14 protein-coding genes and 1 pseudogene are annotated in these 14,510 nt (G+C 67.3%); 8 read left to right on the top strand and 7 right to left on the bottom strand.

Features of this window, described 5'->3' with window-relative positions; translation table 11 throughout:
* Window positions 1–285: 285 nt before the first annotated feature.
* Window positions 286–1,305, top strand: a complete 1,020-nt coding sequence (locus ABZ312_RS37905; RefSeq protein WP_500439671.1) for a protein kinase family protein — start codon at window positions 286–288, stop codon at window positions 1,303–1,305.
* 80 nt (window positions 1,306–1,385) lie between these two features.
* On the opposite strand, the gene ABZ312_RS37910 is transcribed toward ABZ312_RS37905, so the two are convergent.
* Entirely contained in the window at window positions 1,386–1,790 is a 405-nt protein-coding gene (locus ABZ312_RS37910; protein ID WP_500364469.1) for a hypothetical protein, read from the bottom strand.
* A 7-nt stretch (window positions 1,791–1,797) separates the two neighbouring features.
* The gene (locus tag ABZ312_RS37915; protein WP_500364467.1) at window positions 1,798–2,628 is read right to left on the bottom strand and encodes an IS5 family transposase; all 831 of its coding nucleotides are present in this window, start codon (window positions 2,626–2,628) and stop codon (window positions 1,798–1,800) included.
* 324 nt (window positions 2,629–2,952) lie between these two features.
* Here ABZ312_RS37915 and ABZ312_RS37920 point away from each other — a divergent pair, with 324 nt between their 5' ends.
* The 6 genes from ABZ312_RS37920 to ABZ312_RS37945 all read left to right on the top strand — a co-directional run bounded on the left by ABZ312_RS37920 (window position 2,953) and on the right by ABZ312_RS37945 (window position 6,850).
* Entirely contained in the window at window positions 2,953–3,561 is a 609-nt protein-coding gene (locus ABZ312_RS37920; protein ID WP_500439672.1) for a TetR/AcrR family transcriptional regulator, read from the top strand.
* Window positions 3,562–4,030: 469 nt separating this feature from the next.
* Entirely contained in the window at window positions 4,031–4,306 is a 276-nt protein-coding gene (locus ABZ312_RS37925) for an amidase family protein (protein ID WP_500439673.1), read from the top strand.
* Window positions 4,307–4,362: 56 nt separating this feature from the next.
* Entirely contained in the window at window positions 4,363–4,929 is a 567-nt protein-coding gene (locus ABZ312_RS37930; protein WP_500439674.1) for an amidase family protein, read from the top strand.
* Window positions 4,920–5,306, top strand: a complete 387-nt coding sequence (locus ABZ312_RS37935; RefSeq protein ID WP_500439675.1) for an amidase family protein — start codon at window positions 4,920–4,922, stop codon at window positions 5,304–5,306. Before ABZ312_RS37930 ends, ABZ312_RS37935 begins: the two co-directional genes overlap by 10 nt.
* Before the next feature lie 401 nt (window positions 5,307–5,707).
* Window positions 5,708–6,211 (top strand): winged helix-turn-helix transcriptional regulator, encoded by a 504-nt coding sequence (locus tag ABZ312_RS37940; protein WP_500439676.1) that lies wholly within the window; start codon window positions 5,708–5,710, stop codon window positions 6,209–6,211.
* A gap of 96 nt (window positions 6,212–6,307) precedes the next feature.
* Window positions 6,308–6,850 (top strand): DUF302 domain-containing protein, encoded by a 543-nt coding sequence (locus tag ABZ312_RS37945; RefSeq protein ID WP_500439677.1) that lies wholly within the window; start codon window positions 6,308–6,310, stop codon window positions 6,848–6,850.
* Between the two features lie 792 nt (window positions 6,851–7,642).
* Here ABZ312_RS37945 and ABZ312_RS37950 read toward each other — a convergent pair.
* From ABZ312_RS37950 to ABZ312_RS37960, 3 genes are all read right to left on the bottom strand, one after another.
* Window positions 7,643–8,311, bottom strand: a complete 669-nt coding sequence (locus ABZ312_RS37950) for a hemerythrin domain-containing protein (RefSeq protein WP_500439678.1) — start codon at window positions 8,309–8,311, stop codon at window positions 7,643–7,645.
* Window positions 8,312–8,443: 132 nt separating this feature from the next.
* The gene (locus ABZ312_RS37955; RefSeq protein ID WP_500439679.1) at window positions 8,444–8,818 is read right to left on the bottom strand and encodes an AMP-binding enzyme; all 375 of its coding nucleotides are present in this window, start codon (window positions 8,816–8,818) and stop codon (window positions 8,444–8,446) included.
* A 514-nt stretch (window positions 8,819–9,332) separates the two neighbouring features.
* Window positions 9,333–10,172 carry an oxidoreductase gene (locus tag ABZ312_RS37960; protein ID WP_500328242.1) on the bottom strand — a complete coding sequence of 280 codons (840 nt, stop codon included), beginning with the start codon at window positions 10,170–10,172 and terminating at the stop codon, window positions 9,333–9,335.
* A gap of 515 nt (window positions 10,173–10,687) precedes the next feature.
* Between ABZ312_RS37960 and ABZ312_RS37965 the strand changes: the two are divergent.
* Window positions 10,688–11,272 (top strand): annotated as a pseudogene (locus tag ABZ312_RS37965) (transposase); the annotation flags it as partial.
* Window positions 11,273–11,858: 586 nt separating this feature from the next.
* On the opposite strand, the gene ABZ312_RS37970 reads toward ABZ312_RS37965, so the two are convergent.
* Complete coding sequence (locus tag ABZ312_RS37970) at window positions 11,859–12,611, bottom strand: GNAT family N-acetyltransferase (protein WP_500439680.1); 753 nt, start codon at window positions 12,609–12,611, stop codon at window positions 11,859–11,861.
* A gap of 200 nt (window positions 12,612–12,811) precedes the next feature.
* Window positions 12,812–14,245: an aldehyde dehydrogenase gene (locus ABZ312_RS37975; protein WP_500439681.1), complete on the bottom strand. Its 1,434-nt coding sequence runs from the start codon at window positions 14,243–14,245 to the stop codon at window positions 12,812–12,814.
* Between the last annotated feature and the right edge of the window lie 265 nt (window positions 14,246–14,510).

Raw genomic sequence — 14,510 nt, forward strand, 5'->3', positions numbered from 1 at the left:
TTCTGCTTCCCGCACCAGCCGGAGGCACTTCTCAGGTGAGTAGCCGGCGTGACGCCCGGACTTGCACAGCCGCGCGAGTGAGTCGAGCCGTTAGAGGGCGGAAAGCGAGCTTCTGTCTGCTTGGTCCTTGGACGTGGGGCAGGTGTGCAGGTCAGAGCGCATTTGTTGAGGGTTGCGGGCTGCCGGACTCAAGGTGTCGGCCAGCAGGCAGGCTCGCCGGCACCCACCTGATGCGTGAGTCGGGCTCCCGGCGCAGCCGTCGAACTCCCCGTAGGGTACGGTCCCATGTCCTTCGCCGCGCGGCTGACCGCGTACAGCGCCGTCTCCACTTCCCTGGCTCTGCTCAGCGATCACGCGCTGGCGAAAGCCCTGGATGCGGCCGCGCCGATCGGATCCGGGATCGGCGGGAAGTCGGCGCTGTTGGAGGTCGCCGGGATGCCCGTGTTCGTCAAGCGGGTGCCGCTGACCGACCTGGAGCGGTGGCCGGAGAACGTCCGGTCCACGGCGAACCTGTTCGAGCTGCCGCTATTCTGCCACTACGGCATCGGCGGGCCGGGCTTTGGAGCGTGGCGGGAACTGGCTGCGCACGCCATGACCACAAGCTGGGTGCTCGCGGGCGACTACGAGGGTTTCCCGCTGATGTACCACTGGCGGGTGGTGCCGGATTCGACGCCGCTGCCCGAGGAGCTGTCCGACATCGAGGGCACGGTCGCCTTTTGGGGCGGCGGATCGCAGGTGCGCCGGCGTATCGAGGAGCTGCGGGACTCCTCGGCGAGCATCGCGCTGTTCCTGGAGTACATCCCGCAGAACGTGCATCAGTGGCTCGGTGAGCAGATAAATGCCCGTGGAGAGGCCGCCGATCGGGCGTGCGCGATGGTGGAGCGGAACCTGGAGGCAGGGATCTCGTTCATGAACGCCCGCGGACTGCTGCACTTTGACGCCTATTTCCAGAACATCCTCACCGATGGTGAGCGCCTGTATTTCGCGGACTACGGGCTGGCCATCTCCTCCCGGTTCGAGCTGTCGAAGGACGAATCCGCCTTCTTCGAACGGCACCAGAACTACGACCGCTGCTACACGGCCATGTACACGTCGCAATGGCTGGTCACCGCACTTTTCGGGTCCGGGCGGGAAGATCGCGAGGCCCGGCTGCGCGCGTACGCCCGGGGCGAGGTCCCTACCGGAGCCCCCGCGACGGCCGCGGCGATCCTCGCTCGCGACGCGCCGGCCGCCGTCGTGATGACGGACTTCTTCCGCAGACTCCAGCACGAGAGCAGGCAGGCGCCGTACCCGATAGAGCTTTGAGGGGTGCGGGGAGCGGGTTCGGCCTGGTGTGTCACCGAGCCCGGATCAAATCCCCGGCACGTGGCGTGGAGCGGACGTGATCATCGGCTGCAGAGTGCAAAAAGACCAGGCTCGTTCTCGGCGATCAAACCGCGGGCAACCAGCCGCTTGAGCTTGCAGCGCATTCCTTCGATGTTCTTCGGCTCAAGGCCGAGGTCGAGCACCTGGCACAGGTCTTTCGCGCGCACGGGCCTGTCCGCGTCGGCGAGGGCGGAAAGGATGTACTGGTAGACGGGATTGTCGGGCAGGGACCGCGGCTGCGGGTCGTGCTCGTCGATCCCGAGGGTGAGCAAGACCTTGCGGGTCGTGGCCAGGTCGGCGAGTTCGGCTTCCAGTTCGCTGATCTGGGCGGTGAGCTGGGCGAGTTGCACTCGTAGATAGTCGGCGTGGGTGCGTACGGCTTGCTCGCGGTCGGCGAGTTTGTCCAACAGCGAGGTCACCGTCATCGTCCTTCTATAGTCCGCGCCAGGTCGGGGCACTCGTGGCGGTCAGCCGACGGATCATGATCGAGCTTATGACCCAGTAGATCCGGGACTCGCTCGAGCGCGGGTTGCCCTCGTAATCACGGGTCAGCCGCCGATGCAGCATCAACGTGCCGAGGGTCTGCTCCACCCTCCACCGGATCGGCTGCGGCACGAAGCCGGTATCGGCCGGGTTGCGCTCGACGATCTCGACGTCGATACCGATCTCCCGGCCATGTTCGACCACGGTGTTCTTGAACCCCTGGTCCACCAGCGCCTTGCTCACCGTGCTCGTAGTGGTGGCGAGCTTGTCCAGCAGTGCGGTGCCGATGGCGTTGTCGTGCACGCTCGCGGCCATCACCACGACCGCGATGATCAGCCCTATGACATCGACCGCGATCCCGTGTTTGCGGCCCGGCACCTTCTTACCGGCGTCCTTGCCCGTGGTGGACGCATGGAGATTGACCGCCGCGTGCACCGACTGCGCGTCGAGCACCACCAGCGACGGGTCCTCCGCGCGCCCGGCGCGCTCGCGCACCTGGCAGCGCAGGAGCTCACAGATCACCTGATCCAGGCCGTCGTCGCGCCACCGGTAGAAGTAGTACTTCACTGCCGAGGCCGGCGGGAAGTCGCCCGGGAGCAGCGACCACTGGCAGCCGGTGCGATTCTGGTAGATCAGCGCGTCGACGATCCCGCGCATCGCATAGCGCCCGGTGTGCCCGCTGACCGACGAGTGCTGCGCCTTCCATGCCGCGATCACCGGCTCGATCAGCGCCCACTGTTCGTCGGTCGTGTCCGTGTAGTAACCGCGGCGCTCGCTCACCGCGCCAGCCTGGCACCACCTACTTGCGCCCTGCCGCCGGTTCGTGCAGGCGTCACTGAAACGCGCGACGACAGACCAGGACAAACAGAGTGGATCGACGTTGATCATCGGACCTGACCCACACCCAGCGGCAAACCGGGCAAAAACTCGCTCCCTGCCCTCTCAGGCGTAGTACCTGCCCGGCTTCTCCGTGCTGGTCGTAGGCGATGGCGCGCATGACGCTCCCCTTCCACGAATTATTAATGATGGGCATCATTGGAACTCCTGCTATGATGAGATACATCCTTAAAAAGCTCAAATCGAGAGCGACGCGAGAGGACGGCCATGCCGCGGATCACCAAGGAGGACAAGGCCCGCAACCGGCAGAACATCCTCGACGCGGCGAGCCGCATGTTCCGCTCGCAGGGCATCGACGCGGTCGGCATCGCCGAGTTGATGAAGGAAGCCGGACTCACCCACGGCGGCTTCTACAACCACTTCGCCTCCAAGAACGACCTGGCCGTGGAGGTGTACGCCGCCTCCTACGCCGCCTCGCTCGGAGTCATGGCCCAGGCGATCGAGGACGGTCCGGACCAGGCCGGCTCCCCGCTGGAGCGGATCCTGGCCGGATATCTGTCCACCGCACACCGTGACGCCCCGGACGGCGGCTGCCCCTCCGCCTCCCTGGTCACCGACGCCGGACGGCACAGCGAAGCCGTGCAGAGCGCCTACGCCGAAGGCGTCGAGGGCTACCTCACCGGCTTCACCGCCGAGTTCCTGCGCGAAGCCGGCGACAAGGGCCACGAGCCCGACCCGGCCGAGGCCCGCCACAGGGCCATCCGCCTGCTCAGCGAAATGGTCGGCGCGCTGATGCTCGCCCGCGCCGTACGCCACGTCCAGCCCGACCTCTCCGACGAGATCCTGCACACCGGCCGCAACCACACCCTCGACTGATCCGACTCAGACGCGCTGCACGACATCGAACCGACACGCACGCGACAAACAGCCCGGCCCCCACAGACCCAGCAATAGACACGCCCCCCCACGACTGACCGGCCCGACCCGGTAGAGGGCCCTACCCCTGCGCACCGTCATCGCCGAACCCGATCACGTCCGGGCCACGCAACCGACGCAGGCCCTCGCACGGCACAAAGGCGTTGAAGCGGCAGCGGCCCACGACGATGAGGGTTCTCGCCAACGGCTGCAACGATGGTCCCCACGGCCGAGCCGGGCCCTCGAGCGCGCTTCACGGGATCCGATTGGGCCGCGGCTGCACCGGCAGTGCCCCGACCGGGCGGCCCAAAGCGACCAAGCAGCCCGTAGCGGGCGATGGGACCGATCCGGGGATCAATTACGGTCTCTTGCCAGGTTGCGGCCCTTGGCCTCATGAGGCGCCCGCGGTGGGACCCGCGAGGAACCAGGGGTGGTGTCTTCCCCCGAGGTGGTCCAGGCGCACCTCGACCGTATCGAGGCGGTCAATCCGCGGCTCAACGCCATCGTCACGCTCGCCAACGGTGCGCTGAAAGCCGCGAGGGCGGCGGACGAGGAGTTCGCGGCGGGCGAGGACGTGGGGCCGCTGCACGGTGTGCCCTTCACCTCCAAGGACTCCTTCGACACCGCCGGAGTGCTCACCCAGCGCGGTTCGCCGATCTTCGCCGGGGCATCCCGGACACCGATGCCACCGCGGTGGCGCGCATGAAGCAGGCCGGGGCGATCCTGTAGGCCAAGACCAATCTCCCGGATTTCTCGTACTGGGTGGAGTCCGACAACCTCCTGACGGGCAGGACGAACAACCCCTGGGACCTCAACCGCTCGTCCGGCGGTTCCAGCGGCGGGGAGTCCGCGGCGATCGCGGCGGGGATGTCACCGCTGGGACTCGCCACCGACCTGTCCATCTCGGTGCGCGGGCCGGCGGCCGACACCGGTGTCGTGTCCTTCAAGCCCACGCACGGGCGCATCCCGATAACGGGGATCTGGCCGCGCGAGCCGCGCCGTGACTGGCACGTCGGCCCCATGGCCCGCAGCATCCGCGACCTCGCGCTCGCGTACGGGCTGCTGGCCGGCCCCGACGGCGCCGACGGCTTTGCCACCGCCCCCCGCGAGTTCGACGCCGGTCTGGGCGCCCGGCCGGAACGGCCCGTGCACGTGGGCTGGCTGGTCGACTCCGGACTCGGCCCGACCGACGCAGAGGTCGCGGCAACGGTGCGGGCGGCCGCCGACGCCCTGCAGACAGCCGGAGTACGAGTCGACGCCGTCACCATCCCGGCCCTTGAGCGGGACAACCCCTCGAACTGTTCAACCTGCAGCACGTCATGGAGGTGAAGCCCGCCTTTCGCCAGGTCACCGCAGGTCACGAAGACCAGATGTTCACCTACTCCAAGACCCTGGCCGCCATGCCCGACACGTCCGTGCAGGACTACGTCCGGGCAGAACAGGGCATCGAGCGGCTCCGGGACGGATTCGCGGAGTACTTCCACCACTACGACCTCCTGCTGCTCCCGGTGACCACGATCCCCGCACACCAGCACCAGCTCGGGCAGTTCACCCTCGACGGCCACACCGTCGGCCCCTTCCACGTGTCCTCGACGACCGTCCCGTTCAACCTGACGGGACTGCCGGCCCTGTCCATGCGGTTCGGCACCAGCAACGACGGCATGCCGTCGGAGTCCAGCTGGCGGCCACCTGGCACGCGGAGTTGACGATCCTGCACATCGCCTCGCTCCTGGAAGCACTCAGCCCGGTCCGCGACCAGCACCCCGCCCTCTGACAACCGCGAAGGGACCCCACCGCAAGGCGTACCACCGCGCCGACTGGAGCATGAAACAGCCGCGCACCAGTGACCCGCCCCCTTGCCGGACGGGCATACGCGCAGGCCTGCGGTGGCGCCGGAGCCGACATGGCGGCCTGTGCGGGCGGGCCCGGTGACCGGGCCGCCCGCCGGGGGGGGGCGCCTTGTCACAGGCGACGGGAAACCTGCCCGGCCACCGAGGCCGCATCGGCCACCTCCGCCGGCTCCACGGTCACATCCCGGGGACCACGACGGCCTCGCGCCCGGCGGCAAAAGCCGTAGGCTTGCGTTAAGCAAGTCTGGAGGTGCGCCATGCCCGGACCCCGCCGCGGAACCGCCGACGGACCGTGCCCGATCGGACGGGCCGCCGACATCCTGGGCGACCGGTGGACGTTGCTGATCATGCGCAACGCCACCATCGGGATGACACGCTTCGACGAGTTCAAGGCCGAACTGGACATCGCCGACAACGTCCTGTCCAACCGTCTGCGGCAGCTCGTCGAGTCGGGGCTCCTCGCGCGCGCCCCTTACCGGCCCGAGGGCGGCGGCCGCACCCGCGAGGAGTACCGGCTGACGCGCGCGGGTGAGGACCTGCTCCCCGTCCTGCACGCCATGATGGTGTGGGGGAACAGCCACAGCGAGCCCGCGTCACCGACGCAGCCGATGCGTCTCGTGCACAGCACGTGCGGGCAGTCGTTCGAACCCGGCCGCCGCTGCCCGCGCTGCCGCAAGGCGGTACCGCGCTCCGAGACCGCCTGGGTCAGGCCCTGGCGAAGCAACCTCGCCCAGGTCCTGGGCGCCGCCGGGACCGGGTGAACCACCCCGCAGTGCCCGAAATGCTGGCTTTTGTTGAGAGAGTCCGTCCTACGTCTTAGACTGGCTCCTACAAGACAAGCCAGAAGGGAGCCGGTCATGGCCCACCACACCACGACGACGCACCCGGCGATCCGCGCACTCCCCCGCTCCGTCACCCGGCTGGAGATCCCGGCCGGAACGAACTACAAACAGTTCCGGGCCCGCTTCGAACAGGCGGTCCCGCCGCTGGACTACCGGCGCACCTTCGAGCTCGTCACCGAACGGGCTTCGTGGAGCGCCGTACGCAAGCTCGCCGACGAGAGCGCACCCCTGGGGTTCATGATCTACTGGAAGTTCGACGCCCAGCCGCTCTTCGGCGTCGCCGGCGACCAAGCCCGCTGCACCGAGTACCTGATGGGCAATCACACCATCGCCGAGCGCATGTACCGTCACGACGCCGGAGCCCTGATGTACGCACCCCTGCGCACCACGATCCACGAATCCCCCACAGGCGAGGCGATGTTCGCCATCGACCGCCCCAGCGACACGGTGAGCGCGCTCGGCCGGCCCGAGATCACCGAAGTGGGACGCGAGCTGGACCGCAAAGTCGGCGCACTCCTCACCCATCTCGGCCTCCCCGTACCCGACGAACTCACCTGACCTGCCGGCAAAAACCCCCTGGGCATCCCGACCGCCACGCTGGTGGCCGACCCCGGCTGCCCGCGCGAGGAGTCTGTCCAACGAACGGCACCTCTCTGATCGCCCCCGCTTGACACAGAGAGGTGCCGTTCCACTTACAGTCCCCCCACGCCAATGCCGGTACGGACACCGAGGCGGGCAGCCCGTTCCCGGCTCTGTTCGGCACCGCCGACCCCGGCCGGATCCACCTGTCAAGGCGACCCTTCCTTCCGCCTCTGGCCCGGCGGCGGAGCCCGGCTCAAGCTCCGCCGGAACGCCGACGCGCTAGGCACGGCGATGGACCCGGCCTCGCCATGGGCGACCCGCACGCTGCAGTCACGGTTGCCGGAAATCCGGGCCCGCCTCGGCATGACTCCACAGGGAGAGCCGTACCTGCCACGTCCCAAGGACGGGTACTGCTTCCACCCGTCGATCCGTTCTCGTACGCGGCTGCCCGTTCGACGGCCAGGAGTACCCGTGGGCCGCGTCGGTGCAGCAGGACATGCTGTCCCGCATCATCGACGTCGTGCACACGCTCGCCGCCTGGCACACCGCTGGTGACGCACCGGACTGGGGCGCGGCCCGGGCCGCGGTGCTGCATGGCGGCCCCCGGCCCACTGCCGAACAGATCCGTCAGCGGGCCAGGGAAGCAGGCGCTGAGCTGCCTACCCCGTGGGCGCAGCCCAGTTGTGAGGAGCAAGGCCATCTGACAAGAGACTGGCCGCAGCAGCCTCGCTCCTGCGGTCACTCTCTGTGCCATGCCTGCCTGCGGTTCTAGAAACCGCCGGCCCCATAGATCTTCCTGGCGTGCGACGCGAAGGCTCGCGGCCCCAGCACGGGCATGATGATGCGCGGCACGAGGGGAGCGCTGGCCAGCATCAGCGTGACGACCGCCGGTTCGGCAAGAGAAGCCAGCATGCCGAACACGATGGGCAGCTTCCTCTTGGGAAGGCCGTTGATGGCATGGTCTCCTAGCGCGTGCCACTCGGCCGCGGTGATGTACCGGTCGACGATGGGCAGCACCTCCGCCTCCTCGACGGCCAAGTGCGCTGTCAGTTCCTCACCGAGCGCCCGCAGCGCCGCAGCGAGCTGGTCGCGGTCGGATGCGGCGGCATTCCTTCTCCACCGCACAAGACTGGAGGAGCATGTGGCGATCAGGCCGTCGATCTGAGTGTGCTGCTCTTCCATGAGCGCCAGCGTCGGGGCCACATCCTGCGTCGCCCGCGCTATGAGCTTCGGCCACAGCAGCTCGTCCTCGCCCTTGTGATGCAGGTGCAAGAACTCCTTGATCAACTCGATATGGTCTGCCACAACGGCGGCCCTGGCCGTGTCGCCAGGGGAGACGGCCAGGACGAGGCTGGGCATCTTGCCGTAGGCCCTGCGGAAGGCTTCATGGACGACGAGCATGTCGCGGATGTCGGCGCGGCCGTGGGCGTTGGTCATTGTTTTCCTTCGGGTGTCAGCAGCGTCTGATCGGCCTGCATCCCGGCCAAGGGAGGCGCCCAGGTCGACCGCAGCCGCATTCGGGATTTCAGGGGACTCCGGCGCTCGGCCTGAACGGAACTGCGATGGAGTTCAGCCCCCCTCTGAGCCAGAAGACAGGGCGCGAGTGCGCGCGAGGCCTGCACGCTTCTGGGATGTGGGGGCAGGCGCGCTCCGAACGATCGTCTCTACGCTCGTCCACCGCTCAGGCACCTGCCACCCGGCCACGCGAGTGGCAGGAAATGTGGAGAAGTTGGAGTAGGCGGCGGGCACGCCGGTCTTCCCCACCACGATGGCCAGTGGCCTTTCCCTCCACCGATCGTCGGCGACCCCGATGACGGCTGCTTCCGCGACCGCGGAGTACACCATGAGGTCCTTCTCCAGTTCGACGGAGGAGATCCACTCACCACCGGACTGGATCACATCCTTGACCTCGTCCGTGAGGGTGGGATAGCCATCCGGGCGCACCGGCCGGGGTCCCCGGTGCGCAGCCAGCCGTCCAAGCTGAACTCGTCCTCAAGGGCAGGTTGTCGGCGCGCCTGCGCCGCCAAAGCAGGAGCCCGCGATCCACGAGCGGCGCCTTGCCATCGTGGGCAAGTACTTCACCCTCGGTGCCAAGCAACCTGGCCTGCGCCAACGCCGGGAAACAGCCCTGCGTGATGCGGTAGGCCATTCCTACTCATGATCGAGTCCGGCCGGTGGAACTGCCAGAAAGCCGTCATGCCCACGCGTGGAAGCGTCGCATCCCGCGACGCTTTTCGAGGTTCCTCATGAGCGGACGGAGGGCAGGCCGAACCGCCTACGACGAAAGCCCGCCGACTGCTCACATCCCGTGGCCGGGCGTCGAGCTCGCTCAGCAGGGCCGTCCCAATGCCGCGGGCCGGCCATGCGCGATCATCTCCGCCAAAGCAGCGGGCTGCATCCCGCGAGCTGTTCCGCGTGATGGAGGATCCAGCCCGCCGCGGTCAGTGCCCGCTCCTGGTCACGAAATGTCTGTCGAGCGGCTCAACGCGTCCCAGGTGACCATGTCGGACAGCAGGGCCTCGTGGTGCTCACGCATGGCGTCGACCGCATCACTGCCGAGTACGAGACGGAGGGGCGGGTTCTCGGCGTCGAGCACATCGAGAATGGCCGCCGCGGCCTTCGCAGGGTCACCCGGTTCATTGCCCTGCACTCCCGCGACCATCTGGCGGAGGCCACCCGAAGTCGCGGCGTAGGCCGGGTTCTCGGGAGCCAGGACCATGTTCTTGGTGATCTTGGTGCGGAACATGCCGGGCTCCACGATCAGTACCCGAATGCCCAGAGGCGCCAGCTCACTCGACAGCGACTCGCTGAGGGCCTCAACCGCGTGTTTCGACGCGTCGTAGCCGCCCAGCCCCGGGTAGGTCATCCGGCCGCCCTGGGAGCTCATCTGCACGATCGTCCCGCTGCCCTGCTCGCGCATCATGGGGACCACCGCCTTGGTGACCTCCGCCGTACCGAAGAAGTTGACCTCCATCAGCGATCGCAGCTGCTCCATCGAGGTTTCCTCGACGGAGCCGAGCATGGTGAACCCGGCGTTGTTCACCAGGACGTCGATGCGGCCGAACACGCCCTGCGTCGCCTTCACCGCGGCCTGGATGGATGCCGGATCCGTCACGTCGAGTGCCGCCGCGCTGACCCGGTCACCGCCGGCCTGCACGAGGTCGGCGAGCGCCTCCGGGCGGCGCGCGGTGACCATGACCCGGTCACCGGCGGCCAGCGCTGCCAGCGCGATCTCTCGGCCGAACCCGGTCGAGCAGCCCGTGATCAGCCAGACGCGGCCCTGCGTGTCGTTCGTCATTCGCATGCCTTTCAAAGGGGTGTTTACCGAGGTCAATCGTTGTCTCGGCACCCAGCGCCGTCCAACATCGGCTACCTGTGGCGGCCATAGGCTCTACCTGTGACCCCTGATCTCCGACAGTTGAGAACTTCGTAGCCGTCGCCGAGGAGTCACGCCACACGCGGGCAGCGAGCTGCTGATGATCAGCCGGCAGCTCCTGGCGCAGCAGATCACCTTGCTGGAGTGCATGGCCGGGTGTGAAGCACTTCGACCGTGCATCCGGGCACCAGGCTGACCACTCTCGGCGTCCTGCCGGTTGACCGATCGCTCGACGGTGTTGCGTTTCTTGTAGCGGTCGGCGCCGATGCCGGGTGACCGTCTGCTGCGTGAGCCTTTGCGTAGGCGGGCGGCTTGCCTGTCGGTCTTCTCCTGGTTCGTGTGCCGGATGCCCCCGCGCCGCAGGTATGGGCGGCACGGGCCGTTGCTGCAGGTCTTGTCCGCCACGAACTGTCGGGTTTCTTGCGGTCTCTGCCCGGTCCGATTTTGGGGCCGGCCGCGTCGACGCCGTCGGACCCGTCCTGCCTGGGGCTTCGTGGCAACGCTGCCGCACGCATCATGCCCGCGATCTGCTCTCCAAGGTACCGAAATCGGCCCAGCCATGGGTGGCGACGCTGCTGCGGACGGTCTTCGAACAGCCCGATGCCGACGCCGTCCAAGCCCGGATGCGGCACGTACCGGACACGGAGGCAGAATTCCCCAAGGTCGCCGAGCACCTGGATTCCGCCCGCCACGACCTGCTGGCTTTCACTGCCTTCCCGCGTGAGACCTGGCGGCGGATCTGGTCGAACTGTGAGAATTGTCGGGCGTTGCCCGTGTCCTGGCCTGGCCCGTGGTCCAACTGGCACCCGTGCCTACGGATTGATCTGCCGACCGCGGCATGGGAGCGGTCGCCTTCCGATCCGGCCGGACTGCCGTGTCCCGATAGGGGCCTTGCCATCGACGGCGCCATCACCGCTCTGACAGGCAGTCCGCGTCGCCCGTGCGTCTTCGATGCGATCAAGGACTTCCATGCCCGTGACGGGCGTCCATACGAACATCGTGCCCACAATCATCGGGCCTGAGATCGTCTTGGGGGCGACAAGCACAAGGACATCCACGTGGCGGCCCTGATCACCCGCACCGGAGTCCTGCTCGAGCACAAGGCATTCCCAGCCGACTCGACCGGCCATCGCATGCTCACCACCTGGGCCCGCTCGCAAGGCCCGGTTCACAAGGCCGGAGTGGAGCTACAAGCTCGCCAAGGGTTCCGCGGTCAAAGCTCGCACGCAGGCCATCAATCAGCTCAAGGCCGTCCTCATCACGTCCCCGCCGATCTGCGGGAACAGCTGACGCCACTCAGCAACCCCAAACTCATCCAGGCATCCCCAAACCGGCAAAACCCAGCGCAGGCGCCTCAACCGCGGGGGGGGGGCGACTGCCAAGCCAACGCCGCCCTCTACCGCATCATCCAAAGCCGCCTGCGCTGGGACAGCCGCACCCAGATCGGCGCCCTCCTGGCCGAATGGAACGACGAGTGGACAGAGGCCCGCCGCCGCGACCTCCTCGCCAAGGCCCAGCTCCACCCGATCGAGTCAGTCACCGAGTGGCCGTCAATACACCACTCCAACGGACGTGACCAACGCGGGCCAAGCTGGCTACAGGGAGGGCTCAGGTGGTCAGGTAGGTCCAGGTCTCTACGTGACGAAATCCCAGTGACTCATAAATGGGCCGGGACATGGGCGAGTTCTGTGTGAACGCGAGCTTGGCGCCGGCTTGGCGGGCATCGTGCAGGCGCGTCAGCACGAGGGCGCGGTAGTAGCCGTTACCGCGGTGCTGAGGAGGGACCGAGCCGTTGAACAGGCCGACCCGGTCTCCCATCAGAACGTTGAAGCCGGTTGCTACGGTCTCACCGTCCCGCTCAACAACGTAGCCAGCCATGCCAGGACCGTCGAGCATCGCAGGGGCTGCCATGACGGCTGCGACTTCGGCAGGCATTCCAAAACCCTGCACAAGTGCGTCGGCGTAGCCGCGCGGGTCCGGTCCGGAGAGCGTGCGGACCACGGCCCCTTCAGGCAGTTGCGGCGCAGGCAGGGTGATGTCCTCTTCGAGAGCAAGCAGGGGCAGCCGGATGGTGTTTGCCAGTCCGTACCTCGCCGCGAAGGCGGCTACCTCCGCAGACGGCTCGCCTCGCACCTGTACCGACCAGGGCAGCTGCCCGCCCGCCAGCTCTCCGGCAAGTTCCGCGGCTTCCACGAAGTCCGGTGCAGCTTCGAAGCTCAGTCCGTTCAGTGTCGGAATCGGCATGGCACTGACCAACAGCCTCGTCCCACTGGCCCCTTGGCGCATGTACGCCCCGGGAATCACCCCGACCAGCCTCTCGACCACCTCGAAGAATCCCTCAACAACCTGGTCTGAATGCATCCTATTCATTCCCGCACCCCAACAGTCTCAGCCATCTCTTCCGACCGCCATGCACCACACTTCAACGGTGTCCAAATATTCCCGGTCGAGGTCGCCGAAACAGGGCGCGTCGAATTTCATTCCTATGGAAGTCCGCCGGAAGGATTCGGCCGGATCGCCCGGACCTCCGACTTCTCACGACGACCACCGACGGGGCGCGGTCAGATATTGATCGTTTTGTGCTCAACGTATTCGCTGAGGCCCGCCGAGCCAAATTCTCGCCCGATGCCGCTGGCCTTGTATCCGCCGAAAGGGCCTTCAAAGCTCACCGGCGCGGCGTTCACCATGAAGAATCCGGTACGGATTCGGCGGGCGATGTCAACACCGTGGTCGGTGTCGGCCGTCCAAACACCGCCGCCGAGGCCGTAGGGCGAGTCGTTGGCGATCCTGATCGCGTCTTCCTCGTCCTCGTAAGGGATCACCACGAGAACGGGACCGAAGATCTCCTCCTGAGCGATCCGCATGTGGTTATCGACGTCGGCGAACAGGGTGGGCTTGACGTAGTTTCCGCCCTCCAGTCCTTCCGGCACATCCGCTCCGCCGGTGACCAGGCGGGCTCCCTCCGCGATACCCAGCTCGATGTACGACCGTACCCGTCGCTGCTGGTCCGCCCTGACCATTGGGCCAACGAAGGTGGTTGCGTCAGCGGGATCTCCCACCACGAGATTTTCCACTGTCACCTTGAGCGCCGCGACGACTTCCTCGTAACGGCTTCTCGGAGCGAGGACTCGGGTGTGCGCCTGGCAGTTTTCCGCATTGTTGGCGAACGAGGCGAACTTGATGCCGTCCGTGACGGCGGAGAGGTCCGCGTCCTCAAGGATGATCGTGGCCGACTTACCGCCCAGCTCCAAGCTGACCCGCTTGAGCTGTTCGCCCGCGATGGCTGCGATCCGCCGTCCGGCAGCCGTGGATCCGGTGAAGGAAATCTTGTCGACGTCAGGGTGGGCGACCAGATACTCGCTGGTCTCGCGGTCCGCGGGCATGATGCTGACCACGCCCTCGGGAAATCCCGCCTCTGCGATGATCTCTGCGAGCATGAACACGCTCAGGGAGTTCTCCGGTGAGGCTTTGAGGATGACCGTGTTGCCGGCCAGCAGGGCTGGGACGAGCTTGGTCAGTGCCGACTGATGGGGAGCGTTCCACGGGATCACGGCGGCGACCACCCCAATTGGCTCCCGGCGTACCAAGCCCTTGGCCGCACCGGACGGGTCGAGGGCTTCCTCCCAGCCGAAGGCCGCCGCGGCACGCAGGTAGGCGTCTGTCTGGCCTGCGAGCGCGGTCTGGAGGTAGCTGGTGAACCAGATAGGGGCGCCCCGCTCCGCGCTGATCAGTCTGGCGGCTTCGGCGGCTCGCGCCGCGTGGAGCTCGTTGAAGCGGGCGACCAGGTCCTGCCGCTCCTGGGGGGTGGTCAGCGGCCACGGCCCGTGGTCGAAGGCGTTCCGAGCGGCGGCCACTGCCTTGTCGACATCGGCCGAGGTGGCCTGCACGGCACGTCCGACCAAGGACTGGTCGTGCGGTGACCGGATGTCGAGCAGCTCGGCCGAGCTGGGCTTCACCCACTCGCCGCCAATGAAGAGTTTGTCATAGATGATCACGTTGGCACACTTTCCGAGCCTCAGGCTCAAAGCAGGTGGGGGGCTATCGATTTGAGGCGGGTAACCGCCTTGTCACCTGAAACGGTCAGGCGTCCTGAAGGTGGAGCATTTCCACGGGGCCGCGGGCCGAAAGCGCGGGACCACGGCCTGCCGCGCAGGGTTTGCGGGTCGATACCGGCTCGTGCCGCTGTGTGGAGGATTAGCACCCGGTCGCGCCTGACAGATTGACTGCCGGGTATGCCGGCGGTGCTGCCATGAGCGGGTG

The organism is Streptomyces sp. NPDC006207 (assembly GCF_040613835.1).
Lineage (GTDB): Bacteria > Actinomycetota > Actinomycetes > Streptomycetales > Streptomycetaceae > Actinacidiphila.

What these genes read in the sequence shown, in the direction of transcription:
- ABZ312_RS37905 (WP_500439671.1), top strand. Translation starts at nt 286, where the DNA reads ATGTCCTTCGCCGCGCGGCTGACCGCGTACAGCGCCGTCTCCACTTCC.
- ABZ312_RS37910 (WP_500364469.1), bottom strand. Translation starts at nt 1,790, where the DNA reads ATGACGGTGACCTCGCTGTTGGACAAACTCGCCGACCGCGAGCAAGCC.
- ABZ312_RS37920 (WP_500439672.1), top strand. Translation starts at nt 2,953, where the DNA reads ATGCCGCGGATCACCAAGGAGGACAAGGCCCGCAACCGGCAGAACATC.
- ABZ312_RS37935 (WP_500439675.1), top strand. Translation starts at nt 4,920, where the DNA reads ATGGAGGTGAAGCCCGCCTTTCGCCAGGTCACCGCAGGTCACGAAGAC.
- ABZ312_RS37940 (WP_500439676.1), top strand. Translation starts at nt 5,708, where the DNA reads ATGCCCGGACCCCGCCGCGGAACCGCCGACGGACCGTGCCCGATCGGA.
- ABZ312_RS37945 (WP_500439677.1), top strand. Translation starts at nt 6,308, where the DNA reads ATGGCCCACCACACCACGACGACGCACCCGGCGATCCGCGCACTCCCC.
- ABZ312_RS37950 (WP_500439678.1), bottom strand. Translation starts at nt 8,311, where the DNA reads ATGACCAACGCCCACGGCCGCGCCGACATCCGCGACATGCTCGTCGTC.
- ABZ312_RS37960 (WP_500328242.1), bottom strand. Translation starts at nt 10,172, where the DNA reads ATGACGAACGACACGCAGGGCCGCGTCTGGCTGATCACGGGCTGCTCG.
- ABZ312_RS37970 (WP_500439680.1), bottom strand. Translation starts at nt 12,611, where the DNA reads ATGCATTCAGACCAGGTTGTTGAGGGATTCTTCGAGGTGGTCGAGAGG.